This window comes from Pedobacter rhizosphaerae, from assembly GCF_900111155.1.
Classification (GTDB): Bacteria; Bacteroidota; Bacteroidia; order Sphingobacteriales; family Sphingobacteriaceae; genus Pedobacter; species Pedobacter rhizosphaerae.
Window position 1 is genome coordinate 21,136 of record NZ_FOGG01000011.1, and the last position, 21,033, is coordinate 42,168.

At 38.5% G+C, this 21,033-nt stretch carries 18 protein-coding genes; 8 read left to right on the forward strand and 10 right to left on the reverse strand.

All coding sequences use genetic code 11. The features are described from left to right. The first annotated feature begins 33 nt into the window (after positions 1-33). The 4 genes from BMX11_RS10650 to BMX11_RS10665 all read left to right on the forward strand — a co-directional run bounded on the left by BMX11_RS10650 (position 34) and on the right by BMX11_RS10665 (position 3,661). The gene (locus BMX11_RS10650; RefSeq protein WP_245738634.1) at positions 34-1,803 is read left to right on the forward strand and encodes an aromatic amino acid hydroxylase; all 1,770 of its coding nucleotides are present in this window, start codon (positions 34-36) and stop codon (positions 1,801-1,803) included. 46 nt (positions 1,804-1,849) lie between these two features. Beyond that, entirely contained in the window at positions 1,850-2,551 is a 702-nt protein-coding gene (locus BMX11_RS10655) for an SDR family oxidoreductase (protein ID WP_090884024.1), read from the forward strand. Between the two features lie 85 nt (positions 2,552-2,636). Beyond that, positions 2,637-2,999 (forward strand): magnetosome magnetite crystal formation protein family, encoded by a 363-nt coding sequence (locus tag BMX11_RS10660; protein ID WP_090884026.1) that lies wholly within the window; start codon positions 2,637-2,639, stop codon positions 2,997-2,999. A 110-nt stretch (positions 3,000-3,109) separates the two neighbouring features. Continuing rightward, entirely contained in the window at positions 3,110-3,661 is a 552-nt protein-coding gene (locus BMX11_RS10665) for a C40 family peptidase (protein WP_090884028.1), read from the forward strand. Position 3,662: 1 nt separating this feature from the next. Here BMX11_RS10665 and BMX11_RS10670 read toward each other — a convergent pair whose 3' ends face one another. The 3 genes from BMX11_RS10670 to BMX11_RS10680 are packed head-to-tail and all read right to left on the reverse strand — an operon-like array spanning position 3,663 to position 6,195. Further along, a complete protein-coding gene (locus BMX11_RS10670; RefSeq protein ID WP_090884030.1) occupies positions 3,663-4,268 on the reverse strand; it encodes a YdeI/OmpD-associated family protein in 606 nt (201 codons plus the stop codon). A gap of 26 nt (positions 4,269-4,294) precedes the next feature. Next, a complete protein-coding gene (locus BMX11_RS10675; RefSeq protein ID WP_090884032.1) occupies positions 4,295-5,182 on the reverse strand; it encodes a flavin reductase family protein in 888 nt (295 codons plus the stop codon). Positions 5,183-5,199: 17 nt separating this feature from the next. Next, positions 5,200-6,195: a fumarylacetoacetate hydrolase family protein gene (locus BMX11_RS10680; protein ID WP_090884034.1), complete on the reverse strand. Its 996-nt coding sequence runs from the start codon at positions 6,193-6,195 to the stop codon at positions 5,200-5,202. A 438-nt stretch (positions 6,196-6,633) separates the two neighbouring features. Between BMX11_RS10680 and BMX11_RS10685 the strand changes: the two genes are divergently transcribed. The 3 genes from BMX11_RS10685 (at position 6,634) to BMX11_RS10695 (ending at position 9,933) form a co-directional block, all read left to right on the forward strand. Then, entirely contained in the window at positions 6,634-7,800 is a 1,167-nt protein-coding gene (locus tag BMX11_RS10685; protein ID WP_090884036.1) for a homogentisate 1,2-dioxygenase, read from the forward strand. A gap of 224 nt (positions 7,801-8,024) precedes the next feature. After that, complete coding sequence (gene hppD / locus BMX11_RS10690; protein ID WP_090884038.1) at positions 8,025-9,155, forward strand: 4-hydroxyphenylpyruvate dioxygenase; 1,131 nt, start codon at positions 8,025-8,027, stop codon at positions 9,153-9,155. A 313-nt stretch (positions 9,156-9,468) separates the two neighbouring features. Further along, entirely contained in the window at positions 9,469-9,933 is a 465-nt protein-coding gene (locus BMX11_RS10695; protein ID WP_090884040.1) for a hypothetical protein, read from the forward strand. Positions 9,934-10,783: 850 nt separating this feature from the next. Here BMX11_RS10695 and BMX11_RS10700 read toward each other — a convergent pair. The 3 genes from BMX11_RS10700 to BMX11_RS10710 form a co-directional block, all read right to left on the reverse strand. Beyond that, positions 10,784-11,302, reverse strand: coding sequence for a DsbA family protein (locus BMX11_RS10700; RefSeq protein WP_090884042.1), 519 nt, complete (start codon positions 11,300-11,302; stop codon positions 10,784-10,786). A 1-nt stretch (position 11,303) separates the two neighbouring features. After that, positions 11,304-11,765 carry a redoxin domain-containing protein gene (locus BMX11_RS10705; protein ID WP_090884045.1) on the reverse strand — a complete coding sequence of 154 codons (462 nt, stop codon included), beginning with the start codon at positions 11,763-11,765 and terminating at the stop codon, positions 11,304-11,306. A gap of 95 nt (positions 11,766-11,860) precedes the next feature. Further along, on the reverse strand, positions 11,861-12,778 hold the full coding sequence (locus tag BMX11_RS10710) for a DUF58 domain-containing protein (protein ID WP_090884047.1): 918 nt from the start codon (positions 12,776-12,778) through the stop codon (positions 11,861-11,863). 56 nt (positions 12,779-12,834) lie between these two features. Here BMX11_RS10710 and BMX11_RS10715 point away from each other — a divergent pair, with 56 nt between their 5' ends. Then, positions 12,835-13,767: a DUF3078 domain-containing protein gene (locus BMX11_RS10715; RefSeq protein WP_090884049.1), complete on the forward strand. Its 933-nt coding sequence runs from the start codon at positions 12,835-12,837 to the stop codon at positions 13,765-13,767. Positions 13,768-13,809: 42 nt separating this feature from the next. Here BMX11_RS10715 and BMX11_RS10720 read toward each other — a convergent pair whose 3' ends face one another. From BMX11_RS10720 to BMX11_RS10735, 4 genes are all read right to left on the reverse strand, one after another. Further along, the gene (locus tag BMX11_RS10720) at positions 13,810-15,015 is read right to left on the reverse strand and encodes a PQQ-dependent sugar dehydrogenase (RefSeq protein WP_090884051.1); all 1,206 of its coding nucleotides are present in this window, start codon (positions 15,013-15,015) and stop codon (positions 13,810-13,812) included. A gap of 124 nt (positions 15,016-15,139) precedes the next feature. Continuing rightward, the gene (gene trxA / locus BMX11_RS10725; RefSeq protein WP_090884053.1) at positions 15,140-15,460 is read right to left on the reverse strand and encodes a thioredoxin; all 321 of its coding nucleotides are present in this window, start codon (positions 15,458-15,460) and stop codon (positions 15,140-15,142) included. Between the two features lie 174 nt (positions 15,461-15,634). After that, positions 15,635-20,068 (reverse strand): DNA polymerase III subunit alpha, encoded by a 4,434-nt coding sequence (gene dnaE / locus BMX11_RS10730; RefSeq protein WP_090884055.1) that lies wholly within the window; start codon positions 20,066-20,068, stop codon positions 15,635-15,637. A gap of 288 nt (positions 20,069-20,356) precedes the next feature. Further along, the gene (locus BMX11_RS10735; protein ID WP_090884057.1) at positions 20,357-20,809 is read right to left on the reverse strand and encodes a lipocalin family protein; all 453 of its coding nucleotides are present in this window, start codon (positions 20,807-20,809) and stop codon (positions 20,357-20,359) included. Between the last annotated feature and the right edge of the window lie 224 nt (positions 20,810-21,033).

The following is a 21,033-nucleotide window of genomic DNA, read 5'->3' on the forward strand; positions in this document are numbered from 1 at the left end:
TAACTTAGCCTCCAACTAACTATTATAATACCCATGAGCGATTTTAACAATGCGCAGGTGGCCAAGTTGCCCAAGCATTTAAAGCAATTTATTGTTGCCCAAAATTACGAAAAGTATACGCCTATAGATCAGGCGGTGTGGCGTTACGTAATGCGACAAAATTATAGTTACCTAAAAAATGTAGCCTACTACCCCTACATAAAAGGTTTGCAAAGAGCGGGCTTAAGTATTGAGTACATCCCCGATTTACAAACCATGAACGATAACCTGGGTAAGATTGGCTGGGGTGCAGTAACCGTAGATGGTTTTATCCCCCCTGCTGCCTTTATGGAATACCAAGCCTATCGCGTATTGGTTATTGCCGCCGATATTAGACAGATTAATCACATTGAATATACGCCTGCACCCGACATCATACACGAAAGTGCCGGCCATGCACCCATTATAGCCGATACCGACTACAACAATTACCTCAGTTACTTTGGCTCCATTGGAGCGAAAGCGATGTTCTCGGCCAAAGATTTTGAGCTTTATGAGGCCATTAGAAGGCTATCCATCTTAAAAGAAGCCCATGATACAGCGGAGGCAGAGATTGTTAAAGCCGAAAAAGAACTGAGATACATTAGTGAGAATATGGGTGAACCATCGGAAATGGCTTTATTAGGGCGCTTACACTGGTGGACGGTAGAGTATGGTCTTATAGGCACACTGGAAGATCCCAAAATTTATGGTGCGGGCCTCCTCTCTTCTATTGGAGAAAGTGCTAGTTGTATGAACAGAGATGTGGAAAAATTATGGTATAACATTGATACAATAAATTATCCATACGATATTACCAAGCCACAACCACAATTGTTTGTAACGCCCAATTTTCAAAATTTAATTGATGTTTTAGAACAATTTGCCGATACCATGGCTTTCAGGCGTGGTGGAGCTGAAGGAATTATGAAAGCGATAGCCTGCAAAAATGTTGCTACCGCAGTTTATAGCTCTGGTTTGCAGGTAAGCGGTGTGTTTACTGATGTAGGCCTGGCACCGAATGACGATGTAACTTTTATTAAAACAAGTGGACCAACTGCCCTGGCTTTTGAAGGAAAGCAGCTTAGCAGCCATGGGAAAGATTACCATAAAGATGGTTTTTCGTCGCCAGTGGGCAAATTGAACAAGCAAAGCAAAGCCCTGGAAGATTACACAGACCAAGACTTGTACGACGCAGGAATTATAGTTTATAAAAACGTTGATATTACTTTTGAAAGTGGAATATCGGTAAATGGAATTGTAAAACAGATTCTTAAGAAAGCAGATAAAATTATCCTGATTGTTTTTGATAATTGTACCGTAAAAGAAAGCAAGGGCAACATTTTATTTAAGCCAGAGTGGGGAACTTATGATATGGCCGTGGGATTAAAAATAGTTTCTGTTTATAATGGAGCAGCAGATAAGGATGCTTTCGAAGAAATTACCCTTATTAGTGATGAAAAAACCCATCATTATCATTATAGCGACAAAACTATTGCCCTGCACAACCTGTACAAGCAAGTTAGGGAAATTAGAAAAAGTGCTGAGCATTTAGATGAGCTTGAAAATATTTTCGGGCAGCTTAAGGCTGATCACCGTGGAGACTGGCTTTGCGCGCTGGAAATACTGGAAATTTTATATCACCAGCAGAATAATAAACAACTGGAGAAAGAGGTACAAGTATACCTGGAGATTAAAGCCAGCAAGGAAGCAGATCACACGAAGTTAATTAACGATGGTTTACATGTGATTAAGAATCCGGTTAACCAATTAATTGAGGAATAAAAAATAAAGCTTAAACCTTTAACTTTACAGTTTTTAAAATATTTAGATGAATATCATTATTACCGGTGCCAGTAGCGGAATTGGATTTGAAACCGCTTTAGAGTTTAGCTTACAAAAAGAAAATAAGGTTGTTGCCATTGCGAGGTCTGCAGATAAACTCCGTAAATTACTAGAAATAGCAAGGGGAATTAACCCTGACTGTACTCTATTACCTGTAGAATTTGACATTGTGAATGATGATTATGCCGCATTAATTCCATTTTTACAAGAAAGGTTAGGCAACATTGATATATTGATTAATAATGCAGGAGCTTTAATTAACAAGCCTTTTTTAGAAACCACTGAAATGGATTTGGGAGAAATGCTGCAAAGCAATGTGATTTCACACTTCAGGATGATTCAAAATGTTTTACCATTGATGAAGGCTGGAAGTCATATTGTTAATATTGGCAGTATGGGCGGTTTTCAGGGAAGCGTTAAGTTTCCGGGCTTATCTGCTTATTCTGCAAGTAAAGCGGCATTACATACCCTTACAGAGTGTTTAGCCTTTGAATTGGCCGATAAGGAAATTAAAGTAAATTGCCTGGCATTAGGATCAGCACAAACCGAGATGCTTGAAGCTGCTTTTCCAGGCTACCAAAGCCCTGTAATGGCATTTGAAATGGGCAAATACATTGCTGATTTCGCTAAAACGGCACACAAATTTTTCAATGGTAAGATACTTCCGGTTGCGGTTACAACACCATAGTTTTTCTTTTGTTTAAATTATTTTAACTTTTTTACAACAGTTTATCTATTTATTTGTTGTGAATAGAAATCTAATTTAATAACCTATGGAAACAAACAATTTTACTACCACAACGGAAGACGGAAAAACCGCAAGCATTGTAAGTTATTTCACCATTATTGGCTGGTTAATAGCCTTTTTTGCAATGCACAAAGACAAAAAAACTGATTTGGGTAGTTACCAGTTGAGACAAACCTTGTTGCTTCATTTGATTAACATTGGCCTTGGTGTTTTAAGCAACATCTTACTTGTTATCACTGCATCAGTTTCAATCGGTTACATTTTCTACGCCCTCTACCTTGTACTTTTTGTACTTTGGATTATAGGCTTTATTGGTGCGGTTAATGGTCAGAAAAAACCAATTCCCCTGGTTGGTGAAAAAGCTCAAAGCATTTTCCCGCAAATTTAACCATCAACAAAAAATAAGTTAAAAGCCCTGATCAGTGATCAGGGCTTTTTGTTTCAACTCATTTTCAACATTTTAATGAGATTATATTTTTTCTTCTATCTTTGGAATCAATGAAGAAAATTATAGTCCCGATTTTGTTTTTCATTTTATTTACCACTACCGGAAAATCACAAACAATTATTCCGGCACAGTATCAGGAGGTAATAAAAAAATTGGTCGCCAATCTTCCGAAAGAAGTTAAAGATGCCGACAAGTCCAATCATTCAGGAACCAGTTCAACCAGCTTAATAGATTTTGCCAAAAGTATGCTCGGTATTCCCTATCGTTATGCAACCAGCAATCCAAAAGTAGGTTTTGATTGTTCGGGTTTTGTGAGCTACGTGTTTAGTAATTTTGGCTTTAAAGTACCTCGATCATCGGTAGAATTTAGCAGTACCGGTAAAGAAGTGAGCTTAGACAACGCCAAAGTGGGCGATGTACTTATTTTCACGGGCAGTAACCCTCGGGTAAGAAGAATTGGCCATGTCGGAATTATCTATTCTATTGACGGTGATGGGATTAAATTTATTCATGCTTCATCTGGAAAAGCACATGGTGTAACCATCACTTCACTAGATGGTTATTACAAAAGTCGCTTCATCAAAGCGGTCACTATTCTTTAATTTACTTTTTGTATTTCCACATACGGGTTTTGCCTTCGGCGATCCATTCTACGGCGGTATCTAACCTTTTCTGTTTTGTAGCTTCGGTTTTAGCTTCTTCCAGCCACTCTATATATTCCTTCTTATTCGAATAGCTAAAATTCTGGAAGGTTGATAAAGCCGACGGATCTTCCTGCAGGGCATCTAAAAAATATTGTGGAGTAGCGATTTCCTTTTTCTCGGTTGTTTTGGGCTTTGAGGGTAGCTTTACCCCTTCTTCATTCAATTTTATCGCTTGTTGAATGTAATCGATCAATACTTCATCACTTGGAAGATCATCAAAAGATTTTATCTGCCCCAGGCCACCCATTGCCTCTGCACTATCTTTAAAAATTCCGAGATCATCTTGCATAATGGAAGCTTTCCAAAAACCAAAAACACAATGCTTTTTGAATGAAGCCATGTGGCAGACTGTTCCTTTAAAATCAAAAAAGGGCATTCCCCATTTAATTTTTTCCTCAATTCTGGCATCTGCCCGATGAACAAGACTTCTAAGATGGTCTAAAATAGGAATTGCAAATTCTGCCGAATTTGCAATGTATTGATCTACCTGTACAATTGTATTCATGGTAAGGAAATTAGGCTTACCTAAATTTAGAGCAAAACAATTTTTAAAGCAAGTATAACCTCGTTTTGTAACAAATATTGTTGAGCCAGTTGATGGAGTTCCCGCTCTCTGTTAGTCGCATCGCCAATGGTTGCGTCTAAAACTTCCTTTACTTCTGGTAATGTGCGAACAAGATCAATTTCCTCATCTGTTGGCAAATGCTCAATATTCCCTAACATCCCTAAGTCATTACCTGTTAACACTTTAGAAAGCCTAACCGATTTAGGTAAACTATCTACGCCAATTCCTAGTTTGGCCAAGGGTTTAGCCACTTTAAAGAGATTATTTTCGGTAACCCTGCAATACCAGTCGCCACCCAGGCGGGCTACTAAATCTATCTTTTGCTGATCAATTTTTCCCTGTGCATCTAAGATGGCCTCATTGATGTGAATGAGTTTTATTTCTGCCAAAATTAAGTTACCGGCACCATGGTTTTCTCCTAAAGAGATCACATCATTAATTACACATTCAAATTGAACAGGAGCTTCTGCAACTCTTGGAGGCGTTACCAATTCTGATTTCAACATGGTAAAGCCCGCCTTCTCAAATTCATTTATACCTTTAGCATACTCTGTACTGGCCAGGCTCATTTGCTGAACCATATCGTAATTTACAATATTGATTACGCACTCCTTAACCTCTTTTACATTTTCTAATGTATGCTTGGTAGTATTATCGCGAACCCTCCTTGCTGGTGAGAAAATGCAGATTGGAGGTTTCGTGCTAAACATATTGAAAAAACTAAAAGGACTTAAATTAACATTCCCTTCAGCATCAATTGTAGAAGCAAAACAGATAGGTCTGGGCGCAATGGCATATTGCAGGTAATCCTGCATTTGCACTGCGCTTAAATCAGCAGCTTTAAGCGTGAGCATCTTCTTAATTCCTTAAATTATTTCTTTAGTGCAAGGATAGAGAAATCGCTATCTGCCTTTTTTATGATATTACTTAAGGCACCTAAGCCTGTAATTTCCATTTCTACCACATCGCCGTCTTGCAACCACTGTGGTTTATAATTTGGATCGTTTAACAAACCGGTTCCATTAAGTTCGAGAAAACAACCTGTTCCTACAGTGCCCGAACCAATTACATCACCGGGAAGAATATCTACGCCATAGGCACAGCGCTCTATGATTTCGGCAAAGGTCCAGTCCATATCAGCAACATTTCCTTTAGAAACTTCAATCCCGTTCACGCGGCAAGTCATTTTTAAATCGTAGCTATTACCCGTGTGGCCTTCCTTTGGCTTAACTTTATACTGCAATAATTCATCTGGAGTAACTAACCAGGGGCCAATCACGGTAGAAAAGTCTTTTCCCTTTGCCGGACCTAAATTCAATAACATCTCTTCCATTTGCAAAGTTCGGGCGCTCATATCATTCATCACCATAAATCCGGCAATATAATCATCTGCTTCTGAAGCTTTAATATTCCTTCCCTTTTTACCAATAACAACCGCTACTTCCAATTCAAAATCGAGCTTTTCGAAATGGTCGGGCATACATTCAATTTCACCTGGTCCCTGAATAGCATTGTGATTGGTAAAATAGAAAATGGGATATTCATCGAATTGTGGAATCATATCTACCTTACGGTTTCTACGTGCTGCAGCCACATGCTGCCTAAAAGCGTAGCCATCTCTACAACTGGTTGGATGCGGAACTGGAGCCAGAATTTCATAGAAGATTTCTTCCTTTGCCTCCAAACTTCCCTCTTTAATTTGATCATCTACCCTTTTAGCCCTTTCCATTAGCACCTCTCCCCCTTCTAAAAAGTCCTTCATATTATCGGGAAGTAGTTTATCACAACTGTTTAAATTGTAAATGTGTCCATTTACAAAAATGCCCAAATGCTCTCTATCTTCGGTTTTGTAGGATACTAATTTCATAATCTATTGGTTAAAAAGTTCGGGGTAAAGCTAGTGATTTAAGCATGTGAAAAACAAGCAGTCAAAAGAAAATTTTAAAGGCGAGTATTTCTACAGACTATATTTACAAAACACATTACACTAAACATCAGCGAATTAATTAAGCAAAATAAAAGGGGCAGTTAGAAGTTTTTAATTTAGCGTATGTAAATGGCCAGATAAATAAAATTTAGTTTTTTAAATAAAATACCTAACTTGGTCCCATTCAAACCATGATCTTAAAAGCATTACATATTGATTTAGTGAACGACGCAATCGCTGTACGTCGCTATAAAATGCTATCCAAGCTGATCATGGCTCAATATTCTCTTTAATACCTGCTTATTTCTTTTGAGTTGAAACGCATTCGCGTTTGAATTGTTTATTAATTAGATTTTTTTCTAACCTAACCTATCCATTATGCCTGTTTATCATAAATTGGGGCAGATACCAGCAAAAAGACATACGGTTTTTCGCAAACCTGACGGGAAATTGTATGCGGAAGAACTGGTCTCCACCGAAGGCTTTTCAAGTCTATACTCCTTGGTTTATCATTGTCATCCGCCAACCATGGTGAAGCATTTAGGGGAAGCTTATAGCGTTGAGCCTAAAATTGCCCGCGAAAAACATTTAAAACACACCAGTTTAATTGGTTTTAAGATTAAACCTGAAGACGATTTCTTAAAAAGCCGGAAACCTATTCTGGTAAACAGTGATCTTCACATTATTTTGGCAGCGCCAAGAAAATCAATGACCGATTACTTCTATAAAAATAGTCAGGCCGATGAAATGATTTTTATCCACGAAGGATCTGGCAAACTTAAAACTGGTTTCGGGGAAATTAAATTTTCATATGGTGATTATCTGATCGTTCCACGGGGAACTATCTACCAAATTGAGTTTGATACAGAAGAAAACCGGTTGTTTATCGTTGAAAGTTTTAGTCCGCTGCGTTCGCCGAAAAGGTATTTAAATCAGTACGGTCAATTGATGGAACATGCACCGTATTGTGAGCGTGATTTGAGATTACCTGAAAATCTAAAAACTTATGATGAGTATGGAGATTTCAAAGTGCTAATAAAAAAACAAGGCTTAATTTATCCTTATACCTACGGCACACACCCATTCGATTATGTAGGATGGGATGGCTATCATTATCCTTACGCTTTCTCTATTCACGATTTTGAACCCATTACAGGCCGTTTACATCAACCTCCCCCAGTTCATCAAACCTTTGAAGGGCATAACTTTGTCGTTTGTTCATTCGTACCCAGAAAGTACGACTATCACCCAGATTCTATACCAGCCCCTTACAATCATAGTAATGTAGATAGTGATGAGGTACTTTACTATGTAGATGGCGATTTTATGAGTAGGAAAAGTGTAGTTAAAGGACAGATAACGCTTCACCCGGGCGGGATTCCTCACGGACCTCATCCTGGAACCGTTGAAAAATCTATTGGAAAAGAAAAAACTGACGAACTAGCAGTCATGATCGACCCTTTCCAACCTTTAATGCTTACTCAGGAGGCCTTAGATATTGAAGATGAAAATTATCACAAAAGCTGGCAGGAAAATATTGAGTAGTTCAGTTGGCAGATGGCAGATGGCAGTTAGCAGTTGACAGTTTTCAATTAACAGTTAAACAACTAAATGCCTAGCCAGCTCACCAACTAAACCCTAACCAACTAACCAGTTAGACAGTTAGACAGTTGAAAGTTAAACAACTAAATCCCTAGCCAGCTCAGCAGCTAAATCCTAACCAACAAACCAGTTACACAGTTAAACAAAAAATAAATCAACCCCACAATATGGAATCATTAACATTTGCAGAAAAAATATCTAAAGCACAAGATTTTCTGCCAATTAACGGAACAGATTATATCGAATTTTATGTAGGTAATGCGAAACAAGCTGCGCACTATTACAAAACAGCCTTTGGCTTTCAGAGCCTGGCCTATGCTGGTCCTGAAACGGGCGTTCGCGATCGTGCCTCTTATGTTTTACAACAAGGAAAAATCAGATTGGTACTCACCACAGCGCTCAAATCTGATCATTTTATTTCCGAGCACGTTAAAAAACATGGCGACGGTGTAAAGGTATTGGCGCTTTGGGTAGATGATGCTTACAGTGCCTTTGAAGAAACAACCAAACGCGGTGCGAAGCCATATTTAGAACCTCAAACTTTAACCGACGAATTTGGTGAAGTAAAAATGAGTGGTATTTACACTTATGGCGAAACGATCCACATGTTTATTGAAAGAAAAAATTACAGCGGTACTTTCATGCCAGGCTATCAGCCCTGGAAAAGCGACTATCAACCTACACAAACAGGCTTGTTATACATTGATCATTGCGTAGGTAACGTAGGATGGAACAGAATGAATGATGCTGTTAAGTGGTATGAAGATGTAATGGGTTTTGTAAATATCCTTTCATTTGATGATAAACAGATCAATACTGAGTATTCTGCTTTAATGAGTAAGGTAATGAGTAACGGCAACGGATATTCTAAATTTCCTATTAACGAACCAGCCGAAGGAAAAAAGAAATCACAAATTGAAGAATATTTAGAATACTATGAAGGTGAGGGTGTACAGCATATCGCAGTAGCAACCAGTGATATTGTGCATACCGTAAAAGAACTAAAATCAAGAGGTGTAGAGTTTTTAAGTGCTCCACCAGAAGCCTATTATGAAATGATGCCAGAACGTGTAGGAAAGATTGATGAAGAAATCGCCTTACTGGAAAGCCTGGGTATTTTGGTTGATTGTGATGAAGAAGGTTACTTACTTCAGATTTTCACCAAACCGGTTGAAGACAGACCAACACTTTTCTTTGAAATCATCCAACGAAAAGGAGCTCAGAGTTTTGGGGCTGGAAATTTCAAAGCACTATTCGAATCTCTTGAACGCGAGCAGGAATTGAGAGGTAATTTGTAGTTGCTTCATTATGGAAGTGATACAATTACACTTCTGAAGCAGGCTATATTCAACTTCCTGATGTAATATGGAAGTGTATTCGAAGCATAAAGTTATTTTTTTCAAATCCCTTTAGGGTGACATTCCTGTATGATGGTTGTCACCCTATATTTATTTTAGGCCTATATTTTAGTAAAAGGGGGCAAATAGTATAATGAAAAGCTACTACAGACAATAAATTTCACAATCTGCTTCTGAATGACTTTCAGTTTCAAACTCTTTCGTTTAATTGTTTTTAATTTCTTAAATTAGGTAAACACTTAAACTTAGAATCATGAAAATTAAACTGATCGTAATTCTGTTCTGCGTAGTTTCATTTAAATGCTTTGCTCAAAGCAAGGAGGAAACCATCAAAACCATTAACCAACTATTGGCCAAAGCCGTTGGGGAAAAAGATTGTGCTATTATTAATGGCACTAAAATGGAGTTTAAGCTAACCAAAAATTCATTTTCTGTTGATGATTCAAAAAACTATGGCTTCTTTAAAGTAGCCAAAAACTATGGTAATCCCAACAAAGAAGAAATTACGAGTACTACTGTTATAAGTGACTGGAAAGGGTTCAAAATTATACCTGATAAAAACAGTACATCATTAAGCACTATATATCCCATTATCGAGATCAAAAAAAATGAATTTTCTACACATAATAGTTTAAAATACTATTGTCTCTCGGGCGATGAAGAAAAGTTAGTTGCAGCTTTGAATCACCTAAATAAACTCTATTCTAAAATCAAATAAATATAAATTGCTGACAAAAATATTTTGCTCAATTGAAGGGACAGGCTTTTGGAGATGCTGAAACTTAAAAGCTATTGGAGTAATTGAAATACAAAGAAAGATTGAGTCAAAATTGTTTATTGTTGAATATGGGCATTTAATCATAAATGCCTGAACTGGAAAAATAGCTTTCCATCAATTTAGCCAGAAGATGAATTTTCTTCCTGGCCTGTCCGTAGAGTTAAGCGCAGCGCCTCTACGGATTACAATATACCGTTGAATTTCAGAACTCAACGTTACTTAAACCGAGTCCAAGACTCTCCTCCATTAAACAATCCGTAGAACTCCTGCGGAACTCGACGGACAGGATTGATTTTACTGGACAACACTGAGTCAGGAGTCTGCTATGTCCAGACTTTGGACTAAGGACTTCAGACTAAGGACTAATTTCTACCCTGTCCGTAGAGTTAAGCGCAGCGCCTCTACGGATTACAACATACCGTTGAGTTTCAGAACTCAACATTACTTAAACCGAGTCAAAGACTCTCCTCCATTAAACAATCCGTAGAACTCCTGCGGAACTCGACGGACAGGATTGAAATACAAAGGAAGATTGAGGCAAAATTGTTTATTGTTGAATATGGCATTAATCATAAATGCCTGAACTGGAAAAATAGCTTTCCATCAATTTAGCTGAAGATGAATTTTCTTCACTAAAACTTCATAATTGAAGTGCATCTTTGATTAACAAAACACCAGAAGCGATTTCAGTTTTGTTAAATTCTAAAAACTCATAATTAGTTTTTTAGTTTTCCGGTTACCCTTATCTGATACCTCATGTATTGAAAAATACATGAGGTTTTTTCATTAACTACTCAGCGCTTTCGTTTAGCATGTTGCGCAAATCAATTGCACCGCCGTCAAATTTCTCTCCGTTAACATAAAACGAAGGGGTACCATTAACTCCACTCCTAACGCCGCTTTCAAAATCACCCTCCACTTTCTCTTTTACTTCGGCAGATGCTACGTCCTGCTTAAATTTTTCCAGGTCTAATCCCAGCCCACCAGCCAATTCCAAAAAAAGATCGTCACTCAATCGAGCTTGATTTTCGTAAATAGCGTCGTGCATTTCCCAAAACTTACCTTGCAATGCTGCTGCTTCGGCAGATTGTGCAGCCAAAAAAGCATACTGATGGAGTTCTGCTAAAGGAAAGTTTCTAAAAATAAATTTTATCTGCCCCTCAAAAAGCACTTGAATATCCTTAATAATGGGATAAGCCTGCCTGCAATATGGACACTGGTAATCACCAAATTCAACTATTTCTACGGGTGCTGACAATGATCCTTCAATATGATCATCGTTATTTACTGCTGGTTTTAATGTGCTCATATTAGTCTTTTTCTAATTGTTCTAGTGCATCTAAAATGCCATCGGCTCCAGGATTTATAGCGGTTGGCGATAAATAGCTCCAGGCGATATTCCCTTCTTTGTCGATTACAAAAAGAGCTCTCTTACTTTCCCCTACCAATTCATCATATACGCCAAATGCCTTAGACACCTCACCCTTAGGCTCAAAATCTGCCAACAATGGAAAATGAAGGTTCCGGTTCTGGGAAAATGCCAAATGACACCAAACACTGTCGACAGAAATGCCAATTACCTGTGCATTATATTTACTAAAAAATTTCATGGTCTCATTATAAAGCGCCATCTGGTCGCTACAAACAGGACTCCAATCTGCAGGATAAAAAGCCAATATTACATTTTTGCCTTTAAAATCTGCTAAGCTTACTCTTTGATCTGGAGTAGCATTTAACTCAAAATTTGGTGCCTTTGCGCCTTTTTCTAACATAACGAACCTTTAAAATAAATGATATTTAAAAATAACAGCTTAATCAGCGAGATGTTTGTCATAGACAAATGTTTATCGCAAAAGCAGATCAAAACTTATCCCAGTTTTTGTCTTTTGATTAAGTATGCCTGTAAAATGGAATAAAAGCCTTGGTTAATATCTGCATTGATCAAATCAATCTTATATTGATTACACTTCATCTCAATTTGCTGGCGATAAGCATTGATAGCCTCTACGTAATTCTCCTTAACCTGATTGGCGTGAACCTTAATGCTTTCTCCAGTCTCCATATCAACGAATTGATAAGGTCGATTATCAAAATTAAATTCAACCTCCTTGGATTGATCCACAACATTAAAAACTACTACTTCATGCTTATTGAATTTTAAATGCTGAAGGGCATCAAAAAACTGATCAGTTTTTTCTGGACTGGTTTGGGTATTAAACAAATCGCTAAAAATAATAACCAACGACCTTTTATGAATTAATTCGGCAACCTGATGGAGCGATTCGCTCAAATTAGTTGTTGCATTGACCTTGGGCTTTTGCAAAAGATCCTCTAATTGAGTGAACAAATATTTTTGATGAACAGTAGTTGATTTAGCAGGCGAATTCAATAGAATCTCATCGGTAAATAAGCTCAACCCAAAAGCATCTCTCTGCCTTTTAAGCAAATACATTAAAGATGCTGTGGCCTGAATAGCAAAAGTAAGTTTATTATTCTTCGGTTCAGGAAAATACATCGATGATGAAACATCGATAACAAACTGACAACGAAGATTGGTTTCTTCTTCAAAACGTTTGCTGTAGAGCTTATCGGTTTTCGCATACAACTTCCAATCGATATTTTTAACGTTATCACCATTATTATACTGACGGTGTTCTGCAAATTCTACCGAAAAACCATGAAATGGACTTTTATGTAAGCCAGTAATAAATCCCTCTACAACTTGTTTAGCTAACAATTCTAAATTGCCATAACTGGTTTCGTTCTCGTAATTTACTGCTTGCATAATGTAAATCTAAAAAATTAATCGATTTGATTACCTTTATTGCTTAACCAAAAAAAATGAATAAGTATTTATTATTATCACTATCATCCCTGATCAGTTATAATAGTTTTGGTCAAAACTTAAAAAACGGAGGTTTAAACACAGAAAGTACAAAAATGTTGAGCAGAATAGACACTGCTAAAAAACGAGAGGGCTGGACCATCAGAGGTTCCAATACACTCTTACTTAATCAGGCTGCATTTTCCAATTGGGTGGCAGGAGGAATTAATGCTGTAGCCTTAACCGCCAGAGCGGATTATGAATTTAATCTGAAGCGCGGAAAAAATCTTTGGGAAAACCGTGTCCTTTCGGGATATGGCCTACGCTCAGAGCAACAAAACCGAACCACGAAGGTAGAAGACCTGATAGACCTGACCTCCAAGTACGGCTATCAAATTAAGCAAAGCAACTGGTTTGCTACTGCCGCTATAAATCTGAAAACTCAATTCAGTAAAGGCTTTGATTACAGTAAACCCGGTCAAAGTTATCTTTCAAACTTCTTGTCTCCGGGTTATTTAGCACTGGGCCTTGGTGTAGATTATATTCCAAACGATCGTTTTCAGATTAGTTTGCACCCATTAACTTCGAGACTAACGTATGTAAAGGATAAAATGGTTTTTGATCCAGATCAAAATGGCATCCTCACTGATGCTTTCGGTGTTACACCCGGAAACCATTTTGTGTACCAGCTAGGTGCTTATGTTGGGGGACGTTACAGGGCCAAATTAATGGAAAACATAGTATTGGATAACCGTTTTGGCGTTTTTAGCAATTACCTAAAAGATCCGCAAAATTTGGTTCTCGCCTACTCTGCCCTGCTGGATATGAAAGTAAATCGCTTTATTTCTACTCAAATTACAGCCGATTTATTTTATGATGATAATCAGATTGGCAAACTTCAGTTAAAAGAAACCTTAGGTGTAGGCTTAACCTACAAATTTGGGGAATAATAAAATAAGCCCTGTAATGATAACTTACAGGGCTTAATAAATTTATTTTTTGGAAATTTTAAACAGATTCCCGTTATCGGTAACAGCATATAAGGCACCATCTTTTCCTTCTACTAAATCGCGAAATCTTTCTCCCTTATTTTCAAGAATTCTTTCTTCCCCTACAACTTTATTGTCTTTTATTACCAATCGGATAATATGAGAGCCACTTAAAGCGCCCACGAAAAGGTTTCCTTTCCATTCTGCCAGTGCATCACCATTATAAAAAGCAATGCTTCCAGGAGAAATACTTGGATTCCAATAATAAACCGGTTGTTCCATCCCCTCCTTTTGCTGAATACCATCGCCCACTTTTCTGCCACTATATTCAACTCCATAAGTGATAATCGGCCAACCGTAGTTTTTACCTGGTTTAATGATATTTACCTCATCACCGCCTTTAGGTCCAAATTCTGCCTCCCATAAATCACCTGTTTGAGGATTAATGGCTAAGCCATCGGGGTTACGTAATCCATAAGCATAAATTTCCGGACGGGCATTTGCTTTACCCGCAAAAGGGCCATTAGCAACGGGTTTTCCATCTGTAGTGAGGTGAAGAATCTTACCCAATGAAGAATTTAAGTATTGCGCCTGAATTCTAATATCCGAACCCGACCTTTCGCCGGTACTTACAAAAAGATTTCCATTTTTATCAAAAACAATCCTCGAACCATATTGAAGCTTGCCATTGTATGCTGGTGTTGCCCTATAGATTACTTTCTGATCTTCGATACTGGTTTCATTAGCAGAAAGTTTTCCTTTAGCAATGGCTAGCAACACTCCTTTAGGCTGAGCTTCTGAATATGCCCAGTAAACCATTCTGCTTTTAGCAAAATCAGGTGCCAGGGTAACATCTAAAAGCCCGCCCTGCCCTGATGCATCTACTTCTGGTAAGCCTGTAATTTTCTTTAGCAACTTTCCATCAGCACCAAGGATAACCATTGTTCCTTGCTTTTGAGTGATGAAAAAGCGGCCATCAGGCATAACCGAAATTCCCCAGGGATTTTCGAGCTTACTGTTTATTATTGTAATATTTAATGGCGTTTTAGTTTTAACCGCTGCAACTCGGGTTTGGCCTGCAAATGCAGGTTTGTAATCTGCAGATGCTGCTCCAGTTTCTACCTGGGCAGACACGCTAAACACATTTGCACAGGTAAGCAATAAACCTGCTGTTAGCAATCTAATATTTTGCTGATTATTTAATTTCATGGGATGTTAGTTTTATCTAAAACAACAAAAAAAATAGGACAATAAAAAACCCGGATGCACGAAATGAATCCGGGTTTTAAATATGTTACAAGCCCTGAGGCTGTGGTGTACTATTTCAGCTTGATTAAGCTAATTGCTTGTTCAATTTTTCTGCTAAAATTGATTTTGGAACTGCACCAACTTGCTTATCTACAACCTGACCGTCTTTGAAATACAATAAAGCAGGAATATTTCTGATACCAAATTGCGTAGAAATCTGAGGGTTGTTATCTACGTTAACTTTTCCAACTACCGCTTTACCATCATATTCTTTTGCGATTTCTTCTACTACCGGACCAACCATGCGACAAGGGCCACACCATTCTGCCCAAAAATCTACTAATACGGGTTTATCTGATTTTAATACAACTTCCTCGAAGTTTGCATCTGTGATTTCTAATGCCATAATTAATTTTTTATGTTCAAATATAGGTATTCAATTGTAATGCCAGCTAAATTATAATGCCAATTTGACATTTAGGAAACTCTTCTACTGCGATAGGTTTATAATCAAATTTCTACTGCTCTCCTATGGAGTGATGGAAATAAATCTAAATCGACATCAACAGCACAGAAAAACCTAGTTTAACTTGTAATTAACAACATTTAATCCTGTCAATTGTTCCAGAAACTTATTACTTGGATTTATTTTTAAATTTTTAGATGGAAGATCAAGCATAAATTCCTTTTCCCTATCATAAATCGCGAAATTCAGCTGACAGTTTTGCTGTTCAGAATTCGCCTTATTGTCTGCTAAAATCTCTTCTATTTGCCGCATCAGCTCTTCATTTACCCGTTCTATCGGCACCTGAATGGTAATGCTCTTCGCCAGTTTATCTCTCAGTTCGGACATCAGGTTAATGGCTGTAATTTTAAACTCCCAATCGCCGGCTTTACCAAAACGTTCACCCACGCGGCCACGAATCTGCAAGAAGTATCCTTCAGTTAAAAATGATTTAAACTTTAAGAAATCTTCCCCAAATAAGGCCATCTCACAACTATCGTCGTAATCTTCAAAAACAAAAGTACCAAATGGCTTACCTGTTTTAGTGATTCGTTGTGAAGCTGTATTTACCAAGCCCCCCACACAAAGCTCCCTATTGGTTAATTTATTAAATTCTGCCAGTACTTCTTCATTGGTATCGCCCATACGCACCTTGTTAATGATACTCAGCTGCCTCACGCTATGCGTACAGAACCGATCCAGTTCTAACTTGTAGTTATCTAAAGGGTGGCCGGAAAGGAAAATCCCGATGGCATCCTTTTCATATTTCAATCGGTCAATCAAAGCCCACTCTGGCGAAACAGGTAGTGTTGGTTCCAAAATGAGTTCGGCCTTTGAGCCCCCAAATAATGATGCCTGAGAAGTATTTTCATTATTCTGAAAATCATTAGCATACTTAATGATCTTTTCTATCCCATTCATCTTATCATTGGGCCCGATATAAAAATACTGTGCCCTATGGTTGCCAAATGCATCAAAGGCACCGCTATACACAAAACTCTCGTAAGCCTTTTTATTTACGATACGCGTGTTAGATCGTTTTGCAAAATCATAAACACTGTGATATGGTCCTTTCTCCGTTCTCTCTTCTATAATACTTTCTACGGCTTTCTCTCCAACCCCCTTAACTGCCGACATACCAAAACGAACTTCGCCTTTCATGTTTACCGAGAACTTAAGATCAGATTCATTCACATCAGGCCCCAAAACCACTACGCCCATTTGCCTACACTCTTCCATGAAGAAAGCTACCTGCTTAATATCGCTCATGTTATTGGAAAGTACCGCAGCCATATATTCTGCCGGATAATGTGCTTTTAAGTAGGCGGTTTGATAAGCAATCCATGCATAACAGGTAGAGTGCGATTTGTTGAAGGCATAAGATGCAAAGGCCTCCCAATCTTTCCAGATTTTTTCTAAAGTAGCTGGTGCATGACCCTTCTCTGCTGCTTGCGCAACAAATTTAGGCTTCATCTTATCCAATACTTCCTTCTGTTTCTTACCCATTGCCTTACGCAAAACGTCGGCCTCACCTTTGGTAAAACCAGCCAACTTCTGCGACAAAAGCATTACCTGCTCCTGGTAAACGGTAATACCGTAAGTTTCCTTTAAGTATTCTTCACAGGCATCTAAGTCATACTGAATTTCTTCTTCTCCATTTTTACGGCGAACGAAACTCGGAATATATTCCATTGGTCCCGGACGATATAAGGCGTTCATGGCAATTAAATCGTCGAACACTGTAGGCTTAAGCTCCTTCATGTATTTCTGCATACCCGGACTCTCGTACTGGAAGATTCCGATGGTTTCACCACGTTGGAAGAGTTCATAAGTCATTACATCATCAATCGGAATTTTATCCGGATCCAGATCAATGTTGTATCGTTTTTTGACCAGCTTAACGGTATCCTTAATTAAGGTAAGGGTTTTAAGCCCCAAAAAGTCCATTTTCAATAATCCGGCACTTTCTACAACGGAGTTATCAAACTGGGTAACATATAAATCAGAATCCTTAGCTACAGATACAGGTACGAAATTCGTAATATCATCGGGCGTAATAATTACCCCACAGGCGTGAATACCGGTATTACGTACCGATCCTTCTAAAACCTGCGCCTGTTGAATGGTTTCTGCACTTAAATCTTTGGCGCTACCTAGTGCTTTTAGCTCCAGTACACGCTCATATTCGTCAGGTCGCAAAGCATCCTTCAAACTCTTCTCATCCAGATTGAAGATTTTGGCCAGCTTCATATTCGGAATCAGCTTGGCAATCTTATCGGCTTCAAAAAGTGGCAAATCCAATACCCTGGCAGTATCGCGAATAGATGACTTTGCAGCCATCGTACCATAAGTAATAATTTGTGCTACCTGATTAGAACCATATTTATTGATTACATAATCCATTACCCTTCCACGGCCCTCATCATCGAAATCGATATCAATATCGGGCATAGACACACGGTCGGGATTTAAGAAACGCTCAAAAAGGAGGTCATATTTAATCGGGTCGATATTCGTAATCCCTAAACAATATGCTACCGCAGATCCGGCGGCAGATCCCCTTCCTGGCCCAACTGATACATCCAGGTTTCTGGCCTCGGCAATAAAATCCTGTACAATAAGGAAATAACCCGGGTAACCTGTTTTTTCAATCGTAGCCAACTCAAAATCAAGTCGCTCTCTAATACTTTCTGTAATTTCGTCGTAACGTCTTTCTGCTCCCTTATAGGTTAGGTGACGTAAGAATTTATTCTCACCACGCTTTCCACCGTCAGCTAAATCCTCTTCTACCTGGAACTCTTCAGGGATATCGAACTTAGGTAACAATACTTCACGTGCGAGTTTATAAATTTCAATTTTATCTATAATCTCCTGAATGTTTAAAATCGCCTCCGGTAAATCGGTAAAAAGCGATTTCATTTCATCTGCAGGTTTAAAATAATATTCCTGATTAGGCAAACCAAAGCGAAAACCTCTACCCCGACCAATTGGCGTAGCTTGCTTTTCACCATCTTTTACGCACAATAAAATATCATGTGCGTTGGCATCCTTTTTATTAATGTAATAGGTGTTGTTGGTCGCAATTAACTTCGTATTATGTTTCCTGGCCAGGTTAACAAGAGCAGTATTAACACGGTTCTCATCTTCCTGGTTGTGGCGCATCACCTCCACATAAAAATCTTCCCCAAAAAGTCCTTTCCACCACAGCAATGCATCCTCTGCCTGCTTTTCACCCATATTCAGGAGCTTGTTGGAAATCTCACCATACAAGTTACCCGATAGTACAATAATATCCTCCTTATACTGTTCAATTACGTTTTTATCGATACGCGGAACGTAATAAAAACCCTTGGTATAAGCAATTGACGACATTTTAGCCAAGTTATGATAGCCTTTCTTATTCTTAGCCAACAATACCATTTGATAGCCATTGTCTTGCCGGGTTTTATCGGTATGGTTTTCACAAACGAAAAACTCGCAACCCACAATCGGTTTCATCACTATTTCAGTAGGGCGTTCTCCTGCTTCAATAGCAGCTGCATTTTTAGCTTCCGCAGCTTTATTGTGATTTAAAACATGGTTTACAAAGTGAAAGGCCCCCATCATATTGGCATGATCGGTCATTGCCACGGCAGGCATTTTTTGCGAAGCCGCCGCCTTTACCAAATCAGAAATACTGGTGGTACTTTGAAGAACCGAAAATTGTGTGTGGTTGTGTAAGTGCACAAAGGTTGCCGCAGCCAGTTCCTGCCTGTTTTCTTCCAGTTCCTTTTTAGAAACGCCACCACCTTCGGCTTTTTGAATGCGTTTGCGGATCTCTTCAGAAGCAGCTTTTAAGTTAATATGCTGAATACCGAAACTTCCAATCGTATCCGGGTTAACATCCCTAAAACGTGGAAAATACTCCGCATCAACCAGTAATTCTTCCTTTTTAAAAACCTCTCTTTTTATCAATTCCAAAAAGCAACGGGTAGTTGCTTCCACATCGGCAGTTGCGTTGTGTGCCTCGCTAAACGGAACACCAAAAAGGTACGAATGCAGCTCGGTAAGTGTAGGCAATTTGAATCTCCCGCCTCTACCTCCGGGCAGTTTCAATAAATCTGCGGTAACTTCCGTACAGGTATCTAAAACAGGAAGCTCGGCGAGGGCGTTGGCCACATCAAAACGATGAAATTCACAGCCCATAATGTTCACGTCAAAGCCCACATTCTGCCCTACTATAAACTTCGATTTAGACAGTGCAATATTGAATTTTTCTAAAACCTCTGCTAAAGTTATTCCCTGTTCAGTGGCCAATTCTGTAGAAATTCCGTGAATACGCTCTGCATCATATGGAATGTTAAATCCCTCTGGCTTAACTAAATAATCCTGATGCTCAATCATCCTCCCCATCTCATCATGTAGCTGCCAGGCAATTTGTATACAACGCGGCCAGTTATCGGTATCGGTAATCGGTGCATTGTAATTACGAGGCAAACCCGTAGTTTCAGTATCAAAAATTAAGTACATAAGCTATTGTAAAGAATTAGCCGTTCCAGAATATGAACGGTTCTTCAAAAATAAGGATTTTGGAAAGGGATTTTGTCACATTTTATCAACAAAAACAGTGCTCAGAATTCGCAACTACTCAACCACCTGATGCTGAGGGATTGTAATGTTTACCAATTGTTTTGAAGCGCAATTACAGTAATACTTCGGCCACAGCAGTCCTGCTTTCTGTACAAGCCCCGGCGAAGAACCGGGGGCTTTCCCGTCAATCAGGGCTAGCTTACTTCTGCCTTACTTTCTAACCTTAACTTAAAAATGCTCCTGGCTTACCAACTCTTCTACCTTGTAACCTTTCTGCCTGCACCTTTCAATAATATCCACCAATAATTCCGGATCCATTTCTGGCTTTCTGGCCATAATAAACAGGTATTTTTCGTCAGGATGGCCAACCACTACATAGCTGTAATCTTCTGCCAGTTCAATTATCCAATAACCTATTTTAAAGGGCCAGAAAAATTGGGCCTTCATATCACCATCAGGTTGCGCCGTATCAAAAAATAACTTCGAGGTAATCGTTTTTTCTTCCGTTTTACCTTCTTTATGATAGGTTGTCAGTACATCAAAATGGCCTCCATCTTTCAAAGTATAGGTTTCGGTTGTTTCTTTCCAGTGCTTATCCATTAAAGTTGGAATAGAATAAAGAGAATACCACTTGCCTTCAAATGCCTTAAGGTCCAGGTTGTGAATTGGCTTATTTTCCATATTGCGTTTACTTTAACTAAACAACCTGCTTTCAGACCGAAAAGTTTTTCTTACTTGAACTTAGTTTACTGCGCTAGCGCATACTCAAGCGAAAATGCTTTAAAATAGTTTGGTAACCTGTTTTCTTGAGAAATAAAAAAAGATTACAGTTTTGTAACCTTTTTTCTCGTAACATAAAAAAGTGTTACATAAAAATATGTTACAAGTTTTGTAACCTTTTTCTT